The 24542-nt window shown below is 38.7% G+C and carries 23 protein-coding genes; 21 read left to right on the forward strand and 2 right to left on the reverse strand.

Annotation, left to right across the window (positions count from 1 at the left end; all coding sequences use genetic code 11):
- Positions 1-19 precede the first annotated feature (19 nt).
- The 17 genes from BIV20_RS05355 (at position 20) to BIV20_RS05435 (ending at position 18603) form a co-directional block, all read left to right on the forward strand.
- On the forward strand, positions 20-1882 hold the full coding sequence (locus BIV20_RS05355; protein ID WP_075718796.1) for an O-antigen ligase family protein: 1863 nt from the start codon (positions 20-22) through the stop codon (positions 1880-1882).
- Positions 1883-1938: 56 nt separating this feature from the next.
- Positions 1939-2262 (forward strand): DUF1540 domain-containing protein, encoded by a 324-nt coding sequence (locus tag BIV20_RS05360; RefSeq protein WP_075718798.1) that lies wholly within the window; start codon positions 1939-1941, stop codon positions 2260-2262.
- A gap of 165 nt (positions 2263-2427) precedes the next feature.
- Positions 2428-3030, forward strand: coding sequence for a zinc dependent phospholipase C family protein (locus BIV20_RS05365; protein ID WP_075718800.1), 603 nt, complete (start codon positions 2428-2430; stop codon positions 3028-3030).
- 110 nt (positions 3031-3140) lie between these two features.
- Complete coding sequence (locus BIV20_RS05370; protein ID WP_075718802.1) at positions 3141-3320, forward strand: Spo0E family sporulation regulatory protein-aspartic acid phosphatase; 180 nt, start codon at positions 3141-3143, stop codon at positions 3318-3320.
- 356 nt (positions 3321-3676) lie between these two features.
- Positions 3677-4108 (forward strand): division/cell wall cluster transcriptional repressor MraZ, encoded by a 432-nt coding sequence (mraZ, locus tag BIV20_RS05375; RefSeq protein ID WP_075718804.1) that lies wholly within the window; start codon positions 3677-3679, stop codon positions 4106-4108.
- A 25-nt stretch (positions 4109-4133) separates the two neighbouring features.
- The gene (gene rsmH, locus BIV20_RS05380) at positions 4134-5072 is read left to right on the forward strand and encodes a 16S rRNA (cytosine(1402)-N(4))-methyltransferase RsmH (protein ID WP_075718806.1); all 939 of its coding nucleotides are present in this window, start codon (positions 4134-4136) and stop codon (positions 5070-5072) included.
- Between the two features lie 45 nt (positions 5073-5117).
- Positions 5118-5639 carry a hypothetical protein gene (locus tag BIV20_RS05385; RefSeq protein ID WP_075718808.1) on the forward strand — a complete coding sequence of 174 codons (522 nt, stop codon included), beginning with the start codon at positions 5118-5120 and terminating at the stop codon, positions 5637-5639.
- A 13-nt stretch (positions 5640-5652) separates the two neighbouring features.
- Positions 5653-7623, forward strand: a complete 1971-nt coding sequence (locus BIV20_RS05390; protein ID WP_075718810.1) for a peptidoglycan D,D-transpeptidase FtsI family protein — start codon at positions 5653-5655, stop codon at positions 7621-7623.
- Between the two features lie 65 nt (positions 7624-7688).
- Positions 7689-9416: a peptidoglycan D,D-transpeptidase FtsI family protein gene (locus BIV20_RS05395; RefSeq protein ID WP_075718812.1), complete on the forward strand. Its 1728-nt coding sequence runs from the start codon at positions 7689-7691 to the stop codon at positions 9414-9416.
- A gap of 116 nt (positions 9417-9532) precedes the next feature.
- A complete protein-coding gene (mraY, locus tag BIV20_RS05400; protein ID WP_075718814.1) occupies positions 9533-10498 on the forward strand; it encodes a phospho-N-acetylmuramoyl-pentapeptide-transferase in 966 nt (321 codons plus the stop codon).
- Positions 10499-10514: 16 nt separating this feature from the next.
- Positions 10515-11882 carry a UDP-N-acetylmuramoyl-L-alanine--D-glutamate ligase gene (gene murD / locus BIV20_RS05405; protein WP_075718816.1) on the forward strand — a complete coding sequence of 456 codons (1368 nt, stop codon included), beginning with the start codon at positions 10515-10517 and terminating at the stop codon, positions 11880-11882.
- A gap of 21 nt (positions 11883-11903) precedes the next feature.
- On the forward strand, positions 11904-13022 hold the full coding sequence (gene ftsW / locus BIV20_RS05410) for a putative lipid II flippase FtsW (RefSeq protein ID WP_075718818.1): 1119 nt from the start codon (positions 11904-11906) through the stop codon (positions 13020-13022).
- Positions 13023-13026: 4 nt separating this feature from the next.
- Positions 13027-13773, forward strand: coding sequence for a cell division protein FtsQ/DivIB (locus BIV20_RS05415; RefSeq protein ID WP_075718820.1), 747 nt, complete (start codon positions 13027-13029; stop codon positions 13771-13773).
- Between the two features lie 112 nt (positions 13774-13885).
- The gene (ftsZ, locus tag BIV20_RS05420; protein WP_075718822.1) at positions 13886-15073 is read left to right on the forward strand and encodes a cell division protein FtsZ; all 1188 of its coding nucleotides are present in this window, start codon (positions 13886-13888) and stop codon (positions 15071-15073) included.
- Between the two features lie 337 nt (positions 15074-15410).
- Positions 15411-16196 carry a sigma-E processing peptidase SpoIIGA gene (locus BIV20_RS05425; RefSeq protein WP_075718824.1) on the forward strand — a complete coding sequence of 262 codons (786 nt, stop codon included), beginning with the start codon at positions 15411-15413 and terminating at the stop codon, positions 16194-16196.
- 12 nt (positions 16197-16208) lie between these two features.
- Positions 16209-16949 (forward strand): RNA polymerase sporulation sigma factor SigE, encoded by a 741-nt coding sequence (gene sigE, locus BIV20_RS05430; protein ID WP_075718826.1) that lies wholly within the window; start codon positions 16209-16211, stop codon positions 16947-16949.
- Between the two features lie 52 nt (positions 16950-17001).
- Positions 17002-18603 (forward strand): MBL fold metallo-hydrolase RNA specificity domain-containing protein, encoded by a 1602-nt coding sequence (locus tag BIV20_RS05435; protein ID WP_075718828.1) that lies wholly within the window; start codon positions 17002-17004, stop codon positions 18601-18603.
- Here BIV20_RS05435 and sigG read toward each other — a convergent pair.
- Complete coding sequence (gene sigG, locus BIV20_RS05440; RefSeq protein ID WP_075718830.1) at positions 18572-19375, reverse strand: RNA polymerase sporulation sigma factor SigG; 804 nt, start codon at positions 19373-19375, stop codon at positions 18572-18574. The two genes, BIV20_RS05435 and sigG, sit on opposite strands and share 32 nt — an antisense overlap.
- Positions 19376-19506: 131 nt before the next feature.
- Here sigG and BIV20_RS05445 point away from each other — a divergent pair, with 131 nt between their 5' ends.
- Together BIV20_RS05445 and BIV20_RS05450 are read left to right on the forward strand one after the other, a co-directional pair.
- Positions 19507-20028 carry a hypothetical protein gene (locus BIV20_RS05445; RefSeq protein WP_075718832.1) on the forward strand — a complete coding sequence of 174 codons (522 nt, stop codon included), beginning with the start codon at positions 19507-19509 and terminating at the stop codon, positions 20026-20028.
- A gap of 40 nt (positions 20029-20068) precedes the next feature.
- Positions 20069-20218 (forward strand): hypothetical protein, encoded by a 150-nt coding sequence (locus BIV20_RS05450; RefSeq protein WP_158024912.1) that lies wholly within the window; start codon positions 20069-20071, stop codon positions 20216-20218.
- Here the strand turns inward: BIV20_RS05450 and BIV20_RS05455 are convergent.
- Complete coding sequence (locus tag BIV20_RS05455; RefSeq protein ID WP_075718834.1) at positions 20208-21065, reverse strand: AraC family transcriptional regulator; 858 nt, start codon at positions 21063-21065, stop codon at positions 20208-20210. The genes BIV20_RS05450 and BIV20_RS05455 overlap by 11 nt on opposite strands.
- A 166-nt stretch (positions 21066-21231) precedes the next feature.
- Between BIV20_RS05455 and dapF the strand changes: the two genes are divergently transcribed.
- Together dapF and argS are read left to right on the forward strand one after the other, a co-directional pair.
- Positions 21232-22077 (forward strand): diaminopimelate epimerase, encoded by an 846-nt coding sequence (gene dapF, locus BIV20_RS05460; RefSeq protein ID WP_075718836.1) that lies wholly within the window; start codon positions 21232-21234, stop codon positions 22075-22077.
- A gap of 606 nt (positions 22078-22683) precedes the next feature.
- Positions 22684-24453 carry an arginine--tRNA ligase gene (argS, locus tag BIV20_RS05465; RefSeq protein ID WP_075718838.1) on the forward strand — a complete coding sequence of 590 codons (1770 nt, stop codon included), beginning with the start codon at positions 22684-22686 and terminating at the stop codon, positions 24451-24453.
- Positions 24454-24542: the final 89 nt, after the last annotated feature.

The following is a 24542-nucleotide window of genomic DNA, read 5'->3' on the forward strand; positions in this document are numbered from 1 at the left end:
ACGGAGCAGAGTAAAACTTATGAAGCCAAAATATAGGAAAAAGACAAAATTTATCGAAGATGAAAACGTAAAATACAAAAACTTTCTGGTACACACAATTGCTGTTTTTTTATGTATATTTCCATTTTGTGTTTATAGCCATGTAGAACATCTTTCAGAAATGGCACAGAAATATTTCTCAAATACAGAAGGCTACACAGCAGATTTCTTCTTATATCATAAAGAAAAACTATTGCTGATATTTGCAATATGGCTGGTGCTGTTTTTTATAGGAGAGCATATTTATCCGGAACATCCTGTAAAAAATATTCCTCTGAAAAGAAAAACAGCAAGAATAACTTTGATTCTACTGGGGATATATACAGTTTGTATTCTGGTGTCTGCCTTGTTTTCAACAGATAAAGCAACAGCAATTTGGGGCAGTTGTACAGAGTATGAAGGCATAGTGGCACTTTTAGGCTATCTTGTATTGTTTTTTGCCGGGTATAATTATTTTCAGAGTGAATATCACCGCAAAATTTTAAAACGTGGAATGGTGGTTTTGATGTCGGTTATCTGTGTACTGGCATTAGTGGAATTCATTTGTGGTCCTATTTATGAAATGAGTTTTATGAAGTATTTGATTGCTCCGGCAGAATATAGAGAGATGGCAGCCTCATTATCGAATAAGGAATTTTTGGGTAAAATAACACTGTCCTTTTATAATCCGGGATATTTAGGGGGCTTATGTGCAATGTTGCTTCCAATTAGCTTTGGATTGGCTTATGAAGTAGAAATAAGGTGGAAGAAGATATTGTATATGCTTTTGACAGCAGGATTAGGTTTTACTCTGCTTGGAACAGGAACTACAGGTCCGTTTATTGCAGCGATAGTAGGAATGCTTGTTTTAACTTTGGGCTTGCGTGCAGATAAAAAGCGACTTTTTACAAATATTGGCTATATGCTAGGCATTTTTGGAATCGTTTTTCTTCTGACTAATATAGTAACCGAAGGGAAAATGACGGAGCGACTGTTTTCGGTGGTGACCAATCAGAGTAATCAAGAACAGAAAAAACAACGTTTTATGGTAACAAATATGCAGATAGAGGGAGGAACATTGGAGATTTCAGCTGAGGAGTATTCGTTCAATGTGGAAAGGGACGCTTCGGAAGATTTTGTGCTGGAAACATTAAAGTTTACAGATGAGGATGGAAGTGAAATTCCAACTACGATAGATGCGGATGGAACATTACATTTGCTGACAGAAGGTTATGAGGCAGTGGAGTTTACTTACAATGGACGATATCTGTCGATGGATTTGGGATACGAAGATACAGTAGATTTTTATCTGACAGAAGAAGGATTTGCTTTGGTGGGGCAAAATGGAGCTCCATTGGTAAGAATACCACAGTCAGAAATCAAAAGTGAGTTTTTGAAAAGTCTATATCCGATAGCTACAGGAAGGGGATATATGTGGATAAATACGCTTCCTGTTTTAAAAGAATGTATTTTAATCGGAAAAGGTCCGGGAAATTTTGCCTATGCGTTTAATCAAAATGAGGTTGTAGGTCTTTTGAATACGCATGGAAGTTACAAATTTGTAGTGGATAAACCCCATAACTGGTATTTGCAAATTGGGGTAAATACAGGTCTGCTATCGCTGATATGTGTTTTAGGACTGATGTTACGTTATATAAAAAGTGGGGTTACATGCTATTGTGCAAGCAAGAATCATGATAAGGGAGAAGGAATGGTTTTTGAGAAAGCATTATGGGCAGGACTTATTGCTTTTTGTGTCACAGGGCTTGTAAATGATAGTATTGTAGCAGTAAATCCGATTTTCTGGTTACTGTTTGGCGTGGGAAGTTGTGCTGTTGATAATAAGCGAGGTAAATGTGAATAAATCATTTTAAAATTCTCATACTAAGAATGTTATAATTCAGGAAAGGAGATTTTAAAATGACTCAGTTAAAATGTTCTGTTAAAAACTGCATGTACAACGATAATGACGACCAGCTTTGCTCCAAGGGAGATATTATGATTGGTGGACAAAGTGCAACAGCATCTAATGAGACACGTTGCGAGAGCTTTCAGGAACGCAGGAGTTCTGCAACCAATTCTGTAGGTTCTCCAAGAGAGAGTATTAAAGTGGGATGCAAGGCAGAAAATTGTGTCTTTAATGAAGCGTGTAAGTGTAGTGCTCAGGAAATCGGCATTGCCGGAAGCAATGCATGCAATTGTGCAGAGACAGAATGTGCAAGCTTTGAATGTAAATGTAAATAAACTTTACTAAAATTACCACGAAATTTTACAAAAAATTAAAAAAATAATACTTGTAAAACAGAAAAGCAGGAAGTAGAATGGAGCTGAAATGAGTTGTTGGCTATTTTACTTCCTGTTTTTATATGGAAGTGAGCTTTGTAAGTCGTAAGACCATGGAGGAAGTTAATGAGAAAAAAATCTCACATATCGTTAGCAAAGTACATTGTAGACAGCATTGCAGAACAGGATATGATAGAGCATAAGAAGGCATTTTACCTCGGAAGCATTTTGCCGGATTGTAAGCCATCGTTTTTGACAGAGCGTCATGAGATGGAAGGAACCTTTCCAAAGATACAGGAACAGATGAGAATTCTGGTAGAGAGGCAAATGAATTTCCAAATAAATGCGCGAGTGTTTTATCGCAATTTGGGAGAGATTATACATTATATTGCTGATTATTTTACATTTCCGCATAACGCTCATTATCCGGGAAATTTAAAAGATCATTGTGCATATGAAGAACAACTTAAAAATAGTTTGAGAGAATATATCCAAAGTGGTGAGGCAAAGAAGAATTGTATCTGGATTTGTAGAAACGCCAAAATACTAAACAGTACAGAAGCTATTTGTGAATTTATTCAGATGGCGCATGACAGATATGTCAAAATAAAGAATACAGTGGAGGAAGATTGCCGTCAAATCGTGGCGTTATGTCATCAGGTGGTAGAGGCAATCATCTTATTGATAAAGGGCGAAATCAAGGGAAAGATGTTATTATCCGCCGCATAAAGTAAGAAAAAAGTGTTTTATGTCGAAATGTTGTGTAAAAAAAACACGTTTTTCGTTTGATTTTTCTCCGGGAAGAAGATACAATAAAACGGGGAGAAAAGGAGATATCTATGAGACACTTGCTAGAACTGAAAAGAGAAATTGAAAGTGTACGAGAAGAATTGGATGTGGCCGTTCAGAATGGTGTGGAAGGAACGGAGTGTTATGAGATTAGTCTTCAATTAGATAGTCTCATAGCAGATTACATGCAATTAAAGGAAGATAAAATTCAGTTGCGGAATTGTAGCTGAAGATGAGACAATAAAATATAGAAAGTGGTGCCGGTGTGCTGAAGATTAAAAATCTTAAGTGTGCCGGCACTATTTTTTTGAAAAAATAGTGATTACTATATATTGTAGTGTTAAGAAAATAGACAACAACATGAAGTGTAAAAGAGGAAAAATCCTGCAAATTATGGGCTGGAAACCCTGATTTTGTCAGGATTCTTTTTTAAATTTTCTATTGCTTTTTTCCTATTTATGGTCTAGAATGGAAGAAAAAGTGGAGGAAAGTGGTAGAAAAGGGTAAGAAGTGGTGGATAAGTGGAGCGAAATGTGGAAAATATGGAAAAACCATCACGACCTGTACGGTTAGAAGGTGATTTTCAATGTTCATGGGAGAATTTAATCACACAATCGATACAAAAGGCAGACTGATAGTACCGTCCAAATTCAGAGAGTTACTGGGAGATGAATTTGTTGTGACAAAGGGACTGGATGGATGCTTATTCGTGTATCCTGCGGACGAATGGAAAATCATCGAGGATAAATTCCGTGAAGTATCACAGTTCTCCAAGGAAGCCAGAAAATTTGCCAGATTTTTCTTCGCAGGAGCAGCATCCTGTGAGGTGGACAAGCAGGGAAGAGTATTACTTCCTGCTGTTTTGCGTGAATTCGCGGGATTGGAAAAGGAAGTGGTTTTGGCCGGAGTCTTAAATCATATCGAAATATGGAGCAAAGACAGATGGCAGGAGACCAGCGAATATGATGATGTAGAAGAAATCGCAGAACATATGGCAAGTCTGGGACTTACAATTTAACCGTATGCTGCAGAAAGGAATATGCATGGAATTCAAACATAAGTCCGTACTTTTAAAAGAAACCATAGAAAATTTAAATATAAAACCGGATGGCATTTATGTGGATGGAACCCTTGGCGGGGGCGGACATGCATATGAGGTATGCAAGAGACTTTCATCCAAAGGAAGGTTTATTGGTATCGATCAAGATGAGGATGCTATAAAGGCTGCTACGCGGCGGTTAATGGAATTTGAAGATAAAGTTCAGATTATTCGAAGTAATTATTGTGATATGCGGGAAGCATTGGAAGAGGTTGGTGTTTGCAAGGTAGATGGAATTGTGCTTGATTTAGGTGTTTCCTCTTATCAATTGGATGATCCGGAACGCGGATTTACTTATCGAGTGGAAGATGCGCCATTAGATATGCGCATGGATAGACGTCAGGAATTTACAGCAAAGGAATTGGTAAATACCTACAGTGAAATGGAACTGTATCGGATTATCAGAGACTTTGGGGAAGATAAATTTGCAAAGAACATTGCGAAACATATTGTTGCAGCGAGAGCTGAAAAGCCAATTGAAACAACTGGAGAATTAACGGAAATTATTAAAGCAGCAATTCCAGCCAAGATACGCATGAATGCGGGGCATCCTGCAAAACGTACGTTTCAGGCAATTCGTATTGAACTGAATAAGGAATTGGAGGTTTTACAGAATACACTGGAAGACATGATAGAATTACTGAATCCGGGTGGACGAATATGTATTATAACATTCCATTCCCTGGAAGATCGAATTGTAAAGAGCATTTATAAGAAAAGCGAAAATCCATGTACCTGTCCAAGTGATTTTCCAATTTGCGTATGCGGAAAGAAACCATTGGGAAAAGTTGTAACAAGAAAACCAATTGTATCGACGGAGGAAGAACTGGAATACAATTCCAGGTCTAAGAGTGCCAAGTTAAGAGTGTTCGAAAAGGCATAATGACAGGAGTAAAATAAGCAGGGATGCGTCAGGAGTGAGAATAAAATGAAGGAAGAAGAGGTATCAAACAGAAGAACCGTGAATTACATAGAAGGAAATACCGTACGGAAGATGGAAGCTGTACCGCAGAGAAGAAGTGAACAGGTACATCGCGAGTTAGAGCGTAAGCAGGAAAAAGACCGTGTACGGGAAGAAAGACAGAGAGAAGCACGGATTGCAGCTAGAAGAAATCAGGAAAGAGCTCTTCAGATGAGTCCGGGGTATGTTGTATTTTTGGCAGTGGCAATGGCTGCAATGGTGGGAGTTTGTGGAGTATATCTTAAATTACAATCAGATATTGCAAATAGAATGAAAACAGTTGCAGTACTAGAAAGCCAAGTGACAAATTTAAAAACAGATAATGATGCGAATTTAAAGAGAATTAATACATCAATTGATTTGGAAAGCATTAAGAATACGGCAATCAACGAATTAGGTATGGTATACCCAAGTAAAGACCAGATTATATACTTCCATATTGACACATCAGATTACATGAATCAGTATGAAGATATTCCAGAAAAATAAGAGGGTGTAGTAGTTGGCGAAAAGAAAGAAAAAGCCGAAGAAGTTTACGAAGGCCATGAAAAAAAAGCTACTGGTAGTATTTATGCTGGTAGTGTTAATGCTAATTGTATTAGTTGTACGTCTTTTCTATATTAGATATACAAAGGGAGACGAATACGAAAAAAGAGTACTGAGTCAGCAAGGATATGAGAGTCAGACGATTCCATATCAGCGCGGAGATATTTTAGATTCTCAGGGAACAATTTTGGCAACTAGTGTAGATGTATATAATGTGATATTGGATTGTAAGTTGATTAATGAAGATGAAAAATATATTGAACCTACAATAAGTGCATTAGTACAGTGTTTCCCGGATGTGACAGAAGAAGAAGTAAGGGTTGCTCTGACAGAAAAGGCAGACAGCCGTTACTTTGTGTTGCGCAAAAAACTGCCCTATGAAGAAATTCAAGGCTTTGAGCAAATGCAGAATGAAGTTTATACCGAGGGGAAAAATAAGGGAGATAAAGTGAATCCGAATATCCAGGGTGTATGGTTTGAAAAAGAATATGTAAGAGAGTATCCTTATAATTCGTTAGCATGTAAGGTTCTTGGATTTACCACATCCGGAAATGTGGGAATCGGTGGAATAGAAGATTATTACAATGATACATTAAATGGTATCAATGGAAGACAGTATGGTTATTTAAATACCGACAATAATTTTGAAAAAACAATAAAAGAACCGGTAAATGGGCAGAGCCTTGTAACTACTATTGATATGAATATTCAAACTATAGTAGAACAGAAAATCGCAGCTTTCAATGCAGCTCATGCCAATGAAGCAACAGAAGGACCGGGAAGTCAGAATACAGCAGTTATAGTTATGAATCCTCAAAACGGAGAGATTCTTGCTATGGCAGACAGCAAAGGTTATGATTTGAATAATGCATGGGATTTATCTGCATATTATACACCGGAAGAGATTGCTGCTATGGATGAACAGACGACTTTAGATAATCTAAATGGTATATGGCAGAATTTCTGTACAACTTATACCTATGAGCCCGGTTCCACAGCAAAGCCGTTTACTGTTGCAACTGGACTTGAGACAGGTAAGTTGACCGGAGATGAGACATATTTTTGCGATGGATATCAGGAAGTAGGAGGGCATACCATTAAGTGTGTCGCACATTCTCATGGTGGACATGGCGTAGAGACTGTTGAGAAAGCTATTATGAATTCTTGCAATGATGCATTAATGCAGATGGCGGATGCCATTGGAAAAGAGGAATTTAGTAAATATCAAAAAATTTTTAATTTTGGTTTAAAGACTGGAATTGACTTGCCGGGAGAGGCGAGAACCGATAGTCTGGTAAAGAGTGCAGAAGAAATGGGAAGCGCCGATCTTGCTACATACTCTTTTGGTCAGAACTTTAATGTGACTATGATACAGCTTGCCAGTGGATTTTCTTCCATTATAAATGGAGGAAATTACTATCAGCCTCATCTAGTGAAAAAAATTGTAGATGATAATGGAAATACCGTTCAGACAATCGAGCCTGTTTTATTGAAACAGACTATTTCAAAACAGACCAGCGATACCGTAAAGGGTTATTTATATAATACTGTTTCATCCGGTACAGCAAAAAGTGCCAAGGTGGAAGGATATTCCATGGGTGGAAAGACAGGTACGGCAGAAAAATATCCGCGTAGAAACGGAAAGTATCTGGTATCTTTCATAGGATTTGCACCGGTAGAAGACCCACAGGTGCTGGTATATGTCGTTATCAATGAGCCGAATGTAGAAAATCAGGCGCAGAGTAGCCTTGCTACAAATTTGGCGAAAGACATTTTTACAGAACTCTTTCCTTATATGAATATCTATAAGGATGAAGAAGACCCGCAGGCACAGGAAAATGTCCAGAGTCAGGCACAGGCAGCACAGATGACACCGGAAGAACAGTCATCTGCGCAGGAAGATTACACAGAGAACATTTTTAATTAGAATAGTACATAACCTCATAAAAGATGTAATAGATTATAGTAATTGCTTTTATGAGGTTTTTATGTATGTTTCGGAATAAAACATATAACCGTAAGAAAATATTGATTGTATTTACGGTGGTTATGCTGTTACTCTGTGTTCTTGTAGGACGTCTGGTATATCTGATGATATTTTGTTCCCAGTATTATGGACAAAAGGCAGAAGATTTGCATGAAAGAGAAAGAGACATTAAGGCAGCCAGAGGAAAAATTCTAGATGCCAATGGTGTGGTGCTGGCCACAAATCGTACTGTTTGTACCATTTCAGTAATTCATAGTCAGATGGAAGAACCTGAAAAAATTATTCAGGTACTGTCTAAAGAATTGGGAATGGAGGAGGGAGAGGTACGAAAAAGAGTAGAGAAAGTAAGTTCTATTGAGCGAGTAAAGTCTAATGTAGACAAGGAAACAGGAGACTGTATCCGAGCATATAAGCTTCCGGGAGTAAAGGTGGATGAAGATTACAAACGTTATTACCCATATGATTCTTTAGCGTCTAAAGTACTTGGATTTACAGGAGGAGACAATCAAGGGATTATTGGACTAGAAGTAAAGTATGAAGATTACCTTAAGGGAACCAATGGAAAAATACTAACACTGACAGATGCAAGAGGGGTAGAAATCGAAAATGCAGGAGAGCGTAGACAAGAACCGGTAGATGGATACAATCTTCACATTAGTCTGGATTACAATATACAAATGTATTGTGAACAGGCTGCAAGGAGGGTCATGGAACAGAAGTCGGCAGATAGTGTTTCCGTAATTGTTATTAACCCGAAAAATGGCGAAATTATGGCAATGGTAAATTTACCGGAGTTCAATTTAAATGAACCATTTACCGGAGGGCAGACGCAGGACCAATTGAACCAGATGTGGCGTAATCAGTGTATTAATGATACCTATGAGCCGGGTTCCATATTCAAGGTCGTTACGGCAGCAGCAGCTTTGGAAGAAGGTGTAGTCAGTGTTGATGATAACTTTTTCTGTCCGGGATATAAGATGGTAGAGGATCGAAGAATCCGGTGTGCCAAAGCAGGTGGACACGGAGCAGAAACCTTTACACAGGGGATTATGAATTCATGCAATCCGGTGTTTATTGAGGTTGGACTACGGCTTGGAGTGGATAATTTCTACAAGTATTTTGAGCAGTTTGGCCTGTTAAATAAGACAGGAATTGATTTGCCGGGAGAGGCAGTCACCATTATGCATAAAAAAGAAAATGTAGGACCCGTAGAACTTGCTACCATATCTTTTGGACAGTCTTTTCAGGTGACGCCCATACAGCTTGCGGCCACAGTATCTTCCATTATAAATGGAGGAAAGCGAGTAATTCCTCATTTTGGTGTGGATATCCGGGATAATCAGGGAAATGTTGTGGAAACATTTCAATACGATACCGAGAAACAGATTGTTAGTGAAGAAACTTCAGAAACCATGCGTACATTGTTAGAAAAAGTAGTATCGGAAGGCGGAGGAAATAAAGCATACATAGAAGGATATTCTATTGGCGGTAAGACAGCAACCTCTCAGACATTGCCAAGAAGTGCACATCGCTATATTTCTGCTTTTATGGGCTTTGCACCGGCGGAGGATCCACAGGTATTAACATTGTTCATTGTTAATAATCCACAGGGGATTTATTATGGAGGAATGATAGCAGCACCTGCAGTAAAGGACATTTATTCTAATATTCTTCCTTACCTGGGAATTGAAAAGGAAGAGATAGTACAAGAAGAACCGGATAGTTCTGAGTAAATGGGTGAATAGACTTGCATAATATAAGGAAAGGTTTTATAATTGAAAAGTTATATGAAGATAAAAAAGAAAGATACGGTGAGCATAAAGCATCGTAAAGCGAGAGGTGTAAGAAAATGGCACAGAAAGTAATTTTTCCGGTGTTGATTGCGTTTGCAATTACAGCAGTATTAGGACCGGTGGTAATTCCGGTGTTAAGGAGATTGAAAATAGGGCAGACGGAAAGGGAGGAATTGAAATCACATTTGAAGAAAGCAGGAACCCCTACGATGGGCGGCCTTATGATACTGGCGGGTATTATAGTTACTTCCCTGTTTTATATGAAGGATTATCCGAAAATTATTCCAATTCTTTTTGTAACGATGGGATTTGCAATTATTGGATTTTTAGATGATTATTTAAAGGTAGTACTAAGAAGGTCGGATGGGCTGCTTCCATGGCAGAAGATGCTGGGACAAATTGTAGTGACAGCAATATTTATTTTCTATATGATAAAATATTCCGGCATTTCTTTAACCATGCTGGTACCGTTTACCGGAGGTTTTGAGAAAGGAATCTATCTGGATTTGGGATGGTTTGCTGTTCCGGTTATGTTTCTTGCAATTATAGGTACCGTGAATGGCGCTAATTTTACAGATGGTCTGGATGGCTTAGCTTCCAGTGTTACAGTATTGATTGCAACATTTTTTACCGTAGTAGCAATTGGAACGAATAGTGGCATTGAACCAATTACCTGTGCGGTAGTGGGAGCGCTGCTTGGATTCTTGCTGTTTAATGTATATCCGGCAAGTGTATTTATGGGAGATACCGGTTCTCTTGCATTAGGTGGTTTTGTTGCAGCTACCGCTTATATGATGCAGATGCCGATTTTTATTTTGATTGTAGCGTTGATTTATTGGGTAGAATTATTATCTGTTATGATTCAGGTAACTTATTTTAAAAAGACCGGAGGAAAGCGAATCTTCCGTATGGCACCGATTCACCATCATTTTGAATTAGGTGGATGGTCTGAAACAAGAGTAGTAGCAGTATTTTCCATTGTGACAGCACTTCTTTGTTTAGTAGGGCTGTTGGCGTTATAAGGAAGAGAGGAAGAACATGAAAATCGAAGGAAAGAAATTTCTGGTGGTAGGAACCGGAATTAGCGGTATTGCCGCAACAGAACTTCTGGTGAAGAAAAATCTGGAAGTATTACTTTATGATGGAAATGGAGAATTAAAGGAACAGGAAATCAGAGAAAAGTCTCCTTTGTTAGCACAGGTTGAGATTGTCTTGGGAGAACTGTCAGAAGAAAAAATAAAGAGCTGCGATATTGCAGTGCTAAGTCCGGGAGTTCCTATTGATATCTCGGTAGTGAATCAGATGCGCGAGGCAGGTCTTGCTATCTGGGGCGAAATCGAACTTGCCTATGCTTTTGAAAAAGGAAAGGTTCTGGCAATTACCGGAACAAATGGAAAGACTACCACAACTGCGTTGTTGGGAGAGATTATGAAGAACTATTGTGCCAAGGTGCAGGTAGTAGGAAATATTGGAATCCCATATACCAGTGTAGTAACGGATACAGACGAGAATTCTGTTACAGTGGCGGAAATCAGTAGTTTCCAACTAGAAACTGTACATGAATTCTGTCCGCAAGTTTCTGCTATTTTAAATATTACACCGGATCATCTGAATCGTCATCATACCATGGAAAATTATATTCTGGCAAAGGAATATATTACTAAGAATCAAGGAAAAGAACAGGTATGCGTGCTGAACTATGAAGATGAAGTATTACGAAAGTTTGCAGAAGAGACAAAAGCAAAGGTTCTGTTTTTCAGCAGCCAGAGAAAACTTTCAGAAGGAATCTTCCTAGATGGAGAGAATATCATCTGGGTAGCAGAGGGAAAAGAAACAACGGTATGCAATGTAAAGGAACTTAAGCTTATCGGAAGACATAACTATGAAAATGTAATGGCTGCAACAGCTATGGCACTTTCTTTTGGAGTACCAATGGAGAAAATAAAGGAAGTTCTGGTTCGATTTGTGGCAGTTGCACATAGAATAGAATATGTGGTAACAAAGCGCGGCGTACGTTTCTATAATGATTCTAAGGGGACCAATCCGGATGCTGCTATTCAGGCGATTCGTGCTATGGAGTGGCCAACGCTATTAATTGGTGGTGGTTATGATAAGAATTCGGAATACGATGAGTGGATTGAGGCTTTTGACGGAAAAGTGAAAAAGCTGGTACTTTTAGGAGCAACCAGAGAAAAAATAGCAGAAACAGCTATCAAGCTTGGATATCCGAAAGAAGATATTGTATTTGTAGAAAGTTTGCAGGAAGCAGTGGATGTATGCTACCAGAATGCAGAAAGCGGAGATGCAGTATTGCTTTCCCCGGCATGTGCAAGTTGGGGAATGTTCAAGAATTACGAGCAGAGAGGCGATATGTTTAAGGAAATGGCGAGAGCATTGAAGGAGTAAGTAAGGGTCAGGAGTGCTGGTATGGGCAGAGAACAAAATCAAGACAAAAGACAAAAGAATATTAGATATTTTGATTATAGTCTGCTGGTGATTATTCTGTTTTTAATCTGCTTTGGACTGGTAATGCTTTATAGTACCAGTTCTTATAATGCTCAGATTAAATTTGGGGATGGGACTTATTATCTGAGGAAACAGTTGCAGGCAACTGTGTTAGGTCTGGTAATTATGTTTGTGATTTCAAGAATCGATTACCGGGTGTGGAAAAAGTTCTGGCTTTTGGCATACATAGGAGCATTTGGGCTTTGTACGTTGGTACTTTTTGTAGGAGTAGAATTAAACGGTGCGAAGCGTTGGCTTAAGGTAGGACCGCTGAGTATTCAGCCTTCGGAAATTGCAAAGCTTGCAATTATTGTGTTTTTGGCTTCTATTATCAGTGAGATGCCGAAACAGATGGGAAAGTTCTCTTCCTTGGTAAAGGTCGTGATTATAGTAATGCCCATGGTTATCATTGTAGCTTCTGAAAACTTAAGTACAGCGATTATTATTTTAGGAATTGCTATTGCACTGGTATTTGTATCAAGCCCAAAGTATATGCAATTTGTGGTGATGGCGGGAATTGTTATTGTATTCGGCGCCGCCTTTATTATGCTAGAGTCTTATCGTGCGGAGCGTCTCAAAATCTGGTTGAATCCGGAAAAATATGAAAAAGGATATCAGACCCTTCAAGGTTTATATGCCATTGGTTCCGGTGGACTTTTTGGAAAAGGATTGGGCGCAAGTATGCAGAAGTTAGGGTTTGTACCGGAAGCGCAGAATGATATGATTTTTTCTATTATTTGTGAAGAGTTAGGTTTGTTTGGCGCAATATGCGTAATCATGTTGTTTGTGATTCTGATTTGGCGTTTTATGGTAGTTGCCAATAATGCCCAGGACTTATATGGTGCGTTGCTTGTTACCGGTGTCATGGCGCATATCGCAATTCAGGTTATTTTGAATATTGCCGTTGTAACCAATACTATACCAAATACCGGTATTTCTTTGCCGTTAATCAGTTATGGAGGAACTTCTGTATTGTTTTTGCTGGCAGAAATAGGACTGGTGTTGAGTGTATCCAGAGGAATACGGCTGGAACAGGAGTGACGGGATGAGGGAAGAACGAAAAAGAAAGAAAAGATGGAAAGTACGTCTGGCAGTATTTTTGATTATTTTAGCCTTGCTTGCATTAGGAGCATTTGTGGTAATTAAAGTATTTACGGTCAAAAAAGTGGAAATTACTGGGAATGTGAATGCTTCAGATGAAACAATTAAAGAATGGATTCTGAAGGATGAGTATTCCTGGAGCAGTCTTTATGTATACTTCAAGAATAAGTTTGTAGAGCCTGAAGATATTCCATTTGTGGATACTATGGAAGTTTCTTTGAAATCGCCGCATGTATTGTCAATTAAGGTATATGAAAAAGGACTTCTGGGATGTGTTTATATGGAAGCATTGGGGCAGAATGCTTATTTTGACAAGGACGGACTGGTGGTAGAAATGTCTTCGGATATTATAGAAGGTGTGCCACGGATTACCGGACTGGATGTGGAAGAAATTGTATTGTATGAGAAACTGCCTATTAAAGGAAAGAATGTATTGAAAAATTTGCTGTCCCTTACTCAGAACTTGAAAAAGTATGAGTTGGTACCTGAGAGCATTAATTACAGTAAAGAAGGTAGTTATACCTTAGGATATGGAAATATTACTGTTTTGTTGGGACAAGCACAGCATTTAAATGAAAAAATTTTAAGGCTGTCTTATATTATGCCTCAATTAGAAGGACAGGTAGGAACGTTACATTTAGAGAGTTGGACCGAAGATACAACAGATATTAGCTTTGAAAAAGCACAATAAAAGAAAAAAGTTTCGTAAAATTAAAAATTTTTATTGATTAATTAGCAAAAAAATTATACTATATTGTATAAGAGTTTATATTGGATAAATGAGGACAAAAGGAGGAAGAACCTTGCTGGAGATTATGACAAGTGAAGCAGATTCCAGTGCCAAGATCATCGTAGTTGGTGTCGGGGGAGCTGGAAATAATGCAGTAAATAGAATGGTTGATGAAAATATTGGTGGTGTTGAATTTATAGGAATCAACACAGACAAGCAGGCGTTAGCACTTTGTAAGGCGCCAACCCTGATTCAGATTGGTGAGAAACTGACCAAGGGATTGGGAGCAGGTGCACAGCCTGAAATTGGTGAAAAGGCAGCAGAAGAGAGTAGCGAAGAACTGACAGCAGCCATCAAGGGTGCAGATATGGTATTTGTAACCTGTGGTATGGGCGGTGGAACAGGAACTGGAGCAGCTCCTGTTGTTGCAAAGATTGCTAAGGATATGGGAATTTTGACCGTTGGTGTTGTAACCAAGCCGTTTAAGTTTGAAGCGAAAGCTCGTATGGTGAATGCACTTGGTGGAATTGAAAAATTAAAAGATAGTGTAGATACATTAATTGTAATTCCGAATGATAAGTTATTAGAGATTGTAGATAGACGTACTACGATGCCGGATGCATTAAAGAAGGCTGATGAGGTATTACAGCAGGCAGTACAGGGAATTACCGACCTGATTAACTTACCTGCATTGATTAACCTTGACTTTGCAGATGTTCAGACTGTTATGAAGGACAAGGGAATGGCTCATATCGGTATTGGTAATGCGAAGGGTGATGAGAAGGCAATTGAGGCTGTAAAACTTGCTGTTGCCAGTCCTTTATTGGAGACAACAATTACCGGTGCTTCTCATGTTATTATTAATATTTCCGGTGATATTTCTCTTATGGATGCAAATGATGCTGCAAGTTATGTACAGGATCTTGCAGGAGACAATGCAAATATTATCTTTGGTGCGAAGTTCGATGAGACTATGACAGATGAGGCAACAATTACTGTAATTGCAACTGGTCTAGAGGATGTAGCGGCAGCTCCGAAGATTATGCCAAGCATGAAGTATACAACAAATGCAACAACAAGACCGACAACAACTACTAGTCGTCCGTTGAATTCATATACTTCAGGAACAACTCAGAATACTACCGGTGGTATGGGTGTGACTGCATCCACATTGGGATTGCAGAGACCTAAGAAACCAGAAAGCAGTATCCCAGAGCGTGATATTAAGATTCCGGAGTTTTTAAAGAATACAAGAAAGTAACTATATAAGACAGAAAAGGTGTCTAACTGTAAGAAGCAGTTGGACATCTTTTTTTTGTATTCTAGGAAAGACCTTGTTACATTAAAGTGTGAAAGTGAATAACTTTCCTAGAATATAAAAAGCGCTCCGCTAAGGATGCGCAGCTCGCGGAGAGGAATTTTGTCGTAAACGACACCGCTCGCGCGCGGCGAATTCCGCAAGCGGAATTCTTTTTTATTGCAAAGTATGCAGATGCCTGTAAGATTTTGTAAATCGATTTTTTGAAAAGGGGACAACGGTTTGACAAAAAAATCATGGAAACAACTCTATAATGAAAAGGTCAGAAAGGGGGCTTTCAGTGAAATATGAACTGTATGCAGATGTTTGGTTTGCTACAAATTATACCATGGACTGTTTAGCGTTGTGGCTATGTGGGAAACTTATGAAGCAGAAACAAAAGAAAAGGAGACTTTTTCTGGCAGGTTTTTTCGGGACCGGAGCAGCCATGTCATGTTTTTTCCTCATGAAGAGCTATATCTGTTATCTGCTGGCCGTACATTTTGTGATAAATCCTTTGATGATTTTTATGTATTTTAGAAGTAGGAGTGGAAAAGAATTTCTGATTCAGTATCTTTTTACTTACTTATCGGTGATTCTTTTGGGTGGAATCCTAGAGTTTAGTAGAGGAATGTGGAAGAGCAGTAGAGGCTATTGGATGGCTGTAGTAGTTGCTGTCATGTTTATTTTTTTGATAGAGAAAATATTAGATAGCTGGAAAAAGCAAAAGGATACGGTTGTCGAAGTAGTGATTTTGACAGGAGAGCGACAGATGAAAGCAAAGGGATTCCTGGATACGGGAAATCTTCTGAGGGATCCAATCGTAAACCGACCGGTACATATTATAAAGGAAGAACTTCTGGAACCGGAATTAGCAGAGGGGAAGCTGTTGATGCGCCTGATTCCTTATCATTCGCTTGGAAAAGAGCATGGACTGTTAGAAACCGTTACATTGGAAGGAATGTACATATTGCAGGGAGAAACATCGGTTTATTTGGAAAAACCGGTATTTGGGATTGCAAAAGAGAAATTATTTCAAGGTGATAAATATGATGTAATACTAAACGGAGTATGTATGGAGCATTAGAGGAGGAAAAGGATGTATATAAAAATTGCAATACCACAGCATTTTCAATTAAAATTGATTCCTAATTTTCAGAATATGATGTTGCTGAAAAAGGGAGATATCCATTATATTGGGGGAGCGGAGATTTTGCCGCCGCCTTTAGAAGCAATAGAAGAGAATCATTGTATTCGCCAGCTTGGAGGAGAAGAACAGGAGAAGGCTAGAAGCAGACTTATTGAGCACAATCTACGTTTGGTGGTGTACATAGCGAAGAAGTTTGACAACACAGGAATTGGCGTAGAGGATTTGATATCTATCGGAACCATAGGATTGATTAAGGCAATCAACACTTTTAATCCGGAGAAAAATATTAAGCTTGCTACCTATGCGTCCAGATGCATCGAGAATGAGATTTTAATGTATTTACGAAGAAATAATAAGACAAGGCTGGAAGTTTCCATAGATGAGCCGTTAAATGTGGACTGGGATGGAAATGAACTCTTGCTTTCAGACATTCTGGGAACAGAAGAGGATATTATATATCGTGATATTGAAACTGAGGTAGAGAAAGGATTACTAAAAAAGGCAGTGGAAAAGCTTTCGCCAAGAGAAAAGACCATTGTTGAACTAAGATTTGGGTTGAATCATCCGAATGGAGACGAACTGACACAAAAAGAGGTTGCAGACCTTCTTGGAATTTCACAGTCTTACATTTCTAGATTGGAAAAAAAGATAATGAAACGGCTTCGAAAAGAGATTGTAAAATTTGAATAGATATACTAAATATGGTATAATCATACTATACAGACAGAATGGAGATGGTAGTATGAAGCTAGAATTTTTGGGGGCAGCCCATGAGGTAACCGGAAGTTGTCATTATTTACAGGTTGGAGGTACTACATTACTGGTAGATTGCGGTATGGAGCAGGGAGCAGACATTTATGTGAACCAAGAGATTCCAGTAAATGCAGCAGAAATTGATTTCGTTCTGGTGACTCATGCACACATTGATCATTCCGGTCTTTTGCCGTTGTTGTATAGTCACGGATTTCGTGGAAAAATATATGCGACTACAGCAACAACAGAATTGTGCAATATTATGCTGAAGGATTCGGCACATATTCAGATGTTTGAAGCCGAGTGGCGGAATCGTAAAGCAAAGCGAGCAGGAAAGCCGCTTGTAGAGCCGATGTATGATATGGAAGATGCTATGGGAGTTTTGGAACATTTTATTCCGTGTGCGTATGGGGAAAAGATTACATTATCAGAGGAGATTTCCATTCGTTTTATTGATGCAGGGCATTTGCTTGGATCTTCCAGTATTGAGGTGTGGGCAAACGAAGGGGAAGAGGAAGTTAAACTGGTATTTTCCGGTGATATCGGACATGAAAATAAGCCATTGATTCGTAATCCTGAATATATTAAGGACGCAGATTATGTAATTATGGAATCGACCTATGGAAATCGTGTACATCAGAATCCACCGGATTATGCAAAAGAACTGGCGAGAGTATGCAAGGAAACCTTTACCAGAGGCGGTAATCTGGTGATTCCGGCATTTTCCGTAGGCAGAACGCAGGAAATGTTGTATTTCTTGAGAAAGATAAAAATGGAGAATTTGTTGCCGGAGTTTCAGGATTTTGAAGTTTATATTGACAGTCCGCTGGCGGTAGAAGCTACCAATATCTTTCACAAGAGTGTGGAAGAATGCTTTGATGAAGAGGCAAAGGAACTGGTTGAAAAGGGAATTAATCCGATTGGATTTCCGGGGCTTAAGACTGCGATTTCCAGTGATGAATCCAAGATGATTAACTTTATTAATAAGCCGATTGTAATTATTTCAGCTTCCGGTATGTGTGAGGCGGGAAGAATTCGACATCATTTAAAGCATAATCTGTGGCGGGCAGATTCCACCATTCTATTTGTAGGTTATCAAGTTCCGGGAACACTTGGAAATCATCTATTGAGTGGCGCAAAGGAAGTGAAACTTTTTGGTGAGACGATAGAGGTGCATGCAAAAATCGAAAATCTTCCGGGAATCAGTGGGCATGCAGACCAGCCACATTTGTTAGAGTGGATTAAGGCATTTGAAGGAAAGCCTAAGAGAGTGTTTGTTGTGCATGGAGATGATAAAGTATGCGATCATTTTGCACAATTGGTAGAATTGGAAACCGGCATTCCTTCCGTAGCGCCGTATAGTGGAGATACCTATGATTTGCTTACCAACACCTGCGTTGCGCAGGGTAGCCGTGAAATGACACAGAATAAAAAGAAGGATACGCGTGTGGTTTCTAATGTATTTGCACGGCTGGTTGCAGCAGGAGAACGTCTTATGTCTGTCATTCGTAAATGTGAAGGCAGACCGAATAAAGAATTGGGCAAGTTTGCAGATCAGATTAATTCCCTCTGCGATAAGTGGGAGCAATAGAAAGATAATTTTTCATGTTTTTTAAAGCAGATTTTTCAAGTCTGCTGACCTGAGCCTGGGAGATATGAATTTCTTCGGCGACTTCCATTTGAGTTTTACCCTCGAAGAAACGGAGTTTGATAATATAATTTTCACGCTCATTTAAACGTTTCATGGCATCGCTTAGAGAAAGTTCTTCTACCCAGGCTTCTTCTTTATTCTTTTTATCACTAATCTGGTCCATGACGTAAAGGGTATCGCCGCCGTCTGTGTAAACCGGTTCATATAAGCTTACGGGACTTTGAATAGCATCTAGTGCAAAAACGATATCTTCCTTTGGAATATCAATTGCTTTTGCAATGTCCTCTAATGTTGGTTCACGGGAAAGTTCTTTGGACAATAACTCGCGGGTATGGATAACCTTATAAGCTGTGTCTCTGAGGGAGCGGCTAACGCGGATAGAGTTATTGTCTCGCAGGTAGCGACGTATTTCACCAATAATCATGGGAACTGCATAGGTGGAGAACTTTACCCCCATATCAGGATTAAAATTGTCAATGGACTTAATAAGTCCGATACAGCCAATTTGAAACAGGTCGTCTACGTTTTCATTGCTGTTGGAAAAACGTTTGATGACACTTAGGACAAGCCTCAGATTGCCTTTGATGTATTCTTCACGAGCCTGCATGTCACCGGCTTTGATTCGTGTAAAAAGGGCACTTTTTTCTTCTTCTTTTAATATAGGAAGCCGAGATGTATTGACTCCGCAGATTTCTACTTTGTATGCAGCCATGGTGTTACCTCCGGAAATTTTTATATTAAAAGAATGCACGGAATTTGATACTTTTATTCATATAAAATTTGTGATAAAATAAAAAATAATAAATGGATTTCCCTAAGGAGGGGGTCTGGAGGGTTGATTATATGAAAGACGCTATTGATAAGAGAAATGAAAGAGAAAAAATAGCAAATAGTATTGTTAAGAGATGGAATGTTGTTTATATTACGAAAGAAGAATTGGAAAGAAAACGCCAAGAAGAAGAACGTATGGCGCGGATGGAGGAAGAACGGGAAAAGGCAGATGATATACTGCGACGTTTGGATGCGGAAGCCGAGGCAGATAAGAGGAAGAAGGCAGATGAGATTCAGGCACTCATATATCAAAAAGAAATAGAAGGACATAAAAGCCAGGATACCTATGGAACGACTCCGATGGATGGAGTTACCCAGGAGAAAGTAGAGGCAATTTTAAGTGATAAAGATCGCATGTTACAGGAGCTTATTCAAAATACCGAAGTGGTTTCAACGCAGCCAGAGATGGAAGAAAACTTGGGAGAGGAGCTTGCAGCAGATAACGCCGCAACAGAAATGGAAGCTGAAACAGAACCTTCGCAGGATGCGAGTGAAATTAATCAAGAAGCTGAGGAAGATTTGAGTGAAAATTAGCAAGATGTTATTAGAGGAATAGAAGAGAGGAGGCATCCTTATGAAAGGACCGGAAGAAGTGAAGAAACAGCCATTAGCAGAAGAAGCAGAAAAAGAGACAAAACAGCCATTGAGTGAAACATGGTCTCAGGATGCACAGGATGAACTTCAGGAATTCATTGAACTTCAAGGAATCTATATCAGACAATAATATCCTTTGGTGACATTCCGTACATTTTGCGGAATGCGCGTAAAAAGGTAGAATAATCGGAGAAACCGCATTGGGAGGCAGCCTTTAGTATAGGTGAGCCTCCTTTTATCATGTCTGCAGCACAAATTAAGCGCTTCTGCTGAACGTAATTATGAAGTGTGTATCCTGTTTCTTCTTTGAATTTGTGCATAAGGTAGTATTTGCTGAGAAAAAATTTTTCTGCAAGTGTTTCATTGGACAGATCAGCATCTAAGTGAAGATTGATGTACTTTAAAATATCCGCAATTTGTTTATCATAGCGGGAGGCAGACTGATCTTCTTGGTATTGTTCCGGAGAGAATACCTGATTTAAGTAAACCATGAGTTGTAAAAAGTAAGTTTGGCTTAAAACTTCATGTCCAAATTCTTCGCTGGTTAAGGAATCTTCCAAAGAGTGAATTAATGTCTGAATCTTCGTTTGAAGAGAAGCATTCAAACGGATGAGATTAAAACTCTTTTCGTTGGCAGTAGCAAAACAAGCAGATAGGTCACAGGGGCGATCTTTTTGAGATTTTATAAAGTCGTTTTGTAGCCAGATAATAATACGCTCATAGGTAGTACCTGGGTCAATAATTGGCTTATGAATGTCATGATGATTCACCAGAAGAATGTCCCATGGTTTTAAATAATATGCCTTTCCTTCTACCAGATAAGTAACATTACCCGAAAGAAAGACAATAATTTTATTAAAATCATGATAGTGAAATTCAAATTCCTGTGTTTTTTTATCTTTTAAATGGAATAGGCGGAAGTTCTGATGCAGGTATCCGCTCTGTTTTTCTTTAGAAATTCCAGTTTTTTCAGTCATATTGGTATCCTCTGCAAAATATAATTAATTCTAAAAATATCATACCGCACTTTTTGCAATGTTTCAAGCAATTTATTAACTATTATTTGCAAAAAGAAACGATATAATAGAGATATAGAAAATAATACATAGCAATTGCAGGTATAGCCTGGGAAAGGAAATGCGTATGGATACTATTACAATGAAAAAATATCATGGATTAGGAAATGATTATTTGGTGTTGGATCCGAATAAAAACGATATAAAATTACAGAAGAGAAATGTGGAGATGCTTTGTAGAAGAAACTTTGGGGTTGGCGCTGACGGTATTTTATACGGACCATTTGAAGAGGATGGAAAATTCAGGGTTCAGATTTTTAATCCGGATGGTTCAGAAGCAGAGCGCAGTGGCAACGGCGTCCGAATTTTTGCAAAATATTTGCTGGATGAAGGGTATGTAAAGGAAAAGAGATTTACCTTAAATACATTGGCTGGAGATGTGGAAATTGAATTTATGGAGGAAGATGGAAGCAAGATGCGAGTGAATATGGGAAAACCTGCTTTTGCTGGCGTGCAGATGCCTTTGGTAGGGTTAGAAGGAGAGATTGTCAATGAACATTTAAGATTTCATGACAATGATTATAATGCGACTTGTTTGTCTGTAGGAAATCCAAATTGCGTGATTATGATGGAGGAAGTTACCCCACAAAAAGCAAAGGAACTAGGTCCTTATGTGGAGGGGGCATCTTATTTTCCGAACAGAACCAATATGCAGATTTGCAAAGTTATTGATCGGGAAAACATTGCGATTGAAATCTATGAGCGTGGGGCAGGATATACCTTAGCTTCCGGTACCGGTGCCTGTGCTGCTGCAGCGGCTACAAGACGTATGGGTCTGGTAGATAAAAAAGTGACAGTTCACATGCAAGGTGGAGATCTGGTGATAGAATTTGGCGAAGATGATACCATTTATATGACAGGAACCGTGGGAACGGTAGGAACCTTTACATTGGCGGAGAATTTCTTTGCATAGGTAACGATAAAAATTCTTATAAGAAGTTCTAGAAATGTATTTTCCTAAGTTCGTTGTCTGAGGTTTTTCCTTCTTCTGCAAAGAACCTGATACAAAAAATTGGAGTTTCATATTGAATCACGCTTTTAGTTCTTCTAAACAGCAGCAACAAGAATGTTCGATAAGGGTATGCCAAAAGAACTCGGACAGATACACATTTAAGCCCGTGTTTCTCTGTCCTCAAACATCTTTCTGGCATACCCATTCATTCTTTTATGCTGCTGTAAGAAGAACACAAAGTGTTCAACATATGAAACTCCAATTTTTTGTATTCAGCTTCAGTTGCATGAAGGGAAAAACCGAGTCTCGAATTAGGAAAATTAATATCATTCTTCAAAATGCAATATTTAGACATGCTAGAAAGTGTGTCCGGCTTTGTCCTTGTCAAATCTGAATAAAATCAGAAGTAAAAAGTTTTTAACTTCTCATAAGAATTTTTATAGGAAGCAACAATGCAGATAAAAAATCGTAAAAAAGAGGGTGACAAGATACCCTCTTTTTGTTATGATTAAAAGTAAAGTGTTCTGGAGAAGTCCAGAAAGTATTTGAAAGAAAAGAGGACAGACCATGAAAAAAATGTTGGACCTAATCAGTGCAGAGGTGACGAAGGCATTTGAAGAAAATGGATATGATGCAAAATATGGAAAAGTGACGTTGTCAAACCGTCCGGATTTATGTGAATATCAGTGTAACGGTGCAATGGCAGCAGCAAAGGAATATAAGTGTGCGCCATTTATGATTTCAGATAAGATAGCAGAGTGCTTAAAGGAGAATCAGATGTTTTCATCTGTAGAATCTGTGAAACCGGGATTCTTGAATTTGAAGTTAAGTGAAACATATCTGGCAGATTATGTTGGAGAAATGGAGGCAGACAAGGAACGCCTTGGTTGTGAAAAAGCAAAGAATCCTAAGACAATTATGATTGATTATGGCGGACCTAACGTAGCAAAACCTCTTCATGTAGGACATTTGCGTTCTGCTATTATCGGGGAAAGTGTAAAACGTATCGGTAAGTTCATGGGACATAATATGATTGGTGATGTGCATCTGGGAGACTGGGGCCTTCAGATGGGACTTATCATTACTGAACTTAAGGAGCGTAAGCCGGAACTTGTTTATTTTGATGAGAATTATGATGGAGAATACCCGGCAGAGCCACCTTTTACTATTTCTGAGTTAGAAGAAATTTATCCTACTGCCAGCGGAAAATCCAAGGAAGATGCAGCATATAAAGAAGCAGCGATGCAGGCAACCTATGAGTTACAGCAGGGAAGAAGAGGATACAATGCGTTGCTGAAACATATTTTGGATGTTTCTGTGAACGATTTGAAACGTAACTACGAGAACTTAAATGTTTCCTTCGACTTATGGAAGGGTGAATCAGATGCACAGCCATATATCCCGGATATGGTGCAGAAGATGAAAGATGATGGATTTGCTTACATAAGTGAGGGTGCTCTTGTAGTAGATGTAAAAGAAGAAACTGATACGAAAGAGATTCCTCCTTGTATGATTTTAAAATCAGACGGAGCTTCTCTTTACAATACCACAGACTTGGCAACTATCGTATGGCGTATGAAGGACTATAATCCGGACGAGCTTATTTATGTAGTGGATAAGCGTCAGGAACTGTATTTTACACAGGTGTTCCGTTGTGCAAGAAAGACCGGATTGGTAAAACCGGAGACAAAACTGAATTTCTTAGGTTTTGGTACTATGAATGGAAAAGACGGAAAGCCATTTAAGACTCGTGAAGGTGGCGTAATGCGTTTGGAATATCTGGTTTCATCCATTAACGAAGAGATGTATAAGAAGATTGCAGAGAACCATACCGTAGAAGAGGCCGAAGGAAAAGAGACCGCAAAAGTAGTTGCATTGTCTGCAATTAAATATGGTGATTTGTCCAATCAGGCATCCAAAGATTATGTTTTTGATATTGATAGATTTACTTCCTTTGAAGGAAATACAGGACCATATATTTTGTATACCATTGTTCGTATCAAGTCAATCTTAAAAAAATATCAGGCAGAAAAAACTATGCCGGAAGGGGCGGCAATACTTCCAGCCCATTCTGAAAGCGAAAAAGCATTGATGTTGGAATTAAGTAAATTTAATGCAGTAATGGAAACAGCATTTGAAGAAACAGCACCACATAAAGTGTGTGCATATATCTATGATTTGGCAAATGCATTTAATCATTTCTATCATGAAACAAAAATTATGGCAGAAGAAGATGTAATGGTGCAGGCAGGCTACATCAAGTTGTTAGAATTAACCAGAAAAGTCCTTGAAACCTGTATCGATGTGTTAGGATTCGAGGCACCGGAAAGGATGTAGTTAGCTACAAGCATCGCCCAGATAAAAAGAACAGTTCTAATGAAAATTTATTTTCGAATAGGACTGTTCTTTTTAGATGAGATGAGGCG

Source organism: Roseburia sp. 499 (assembly GCF_001940225.2).
Lineage (GTDB): Bacteria > Bacillota > Clostridia > Lachnospirales > Lachnospiraceae > Petralouisia.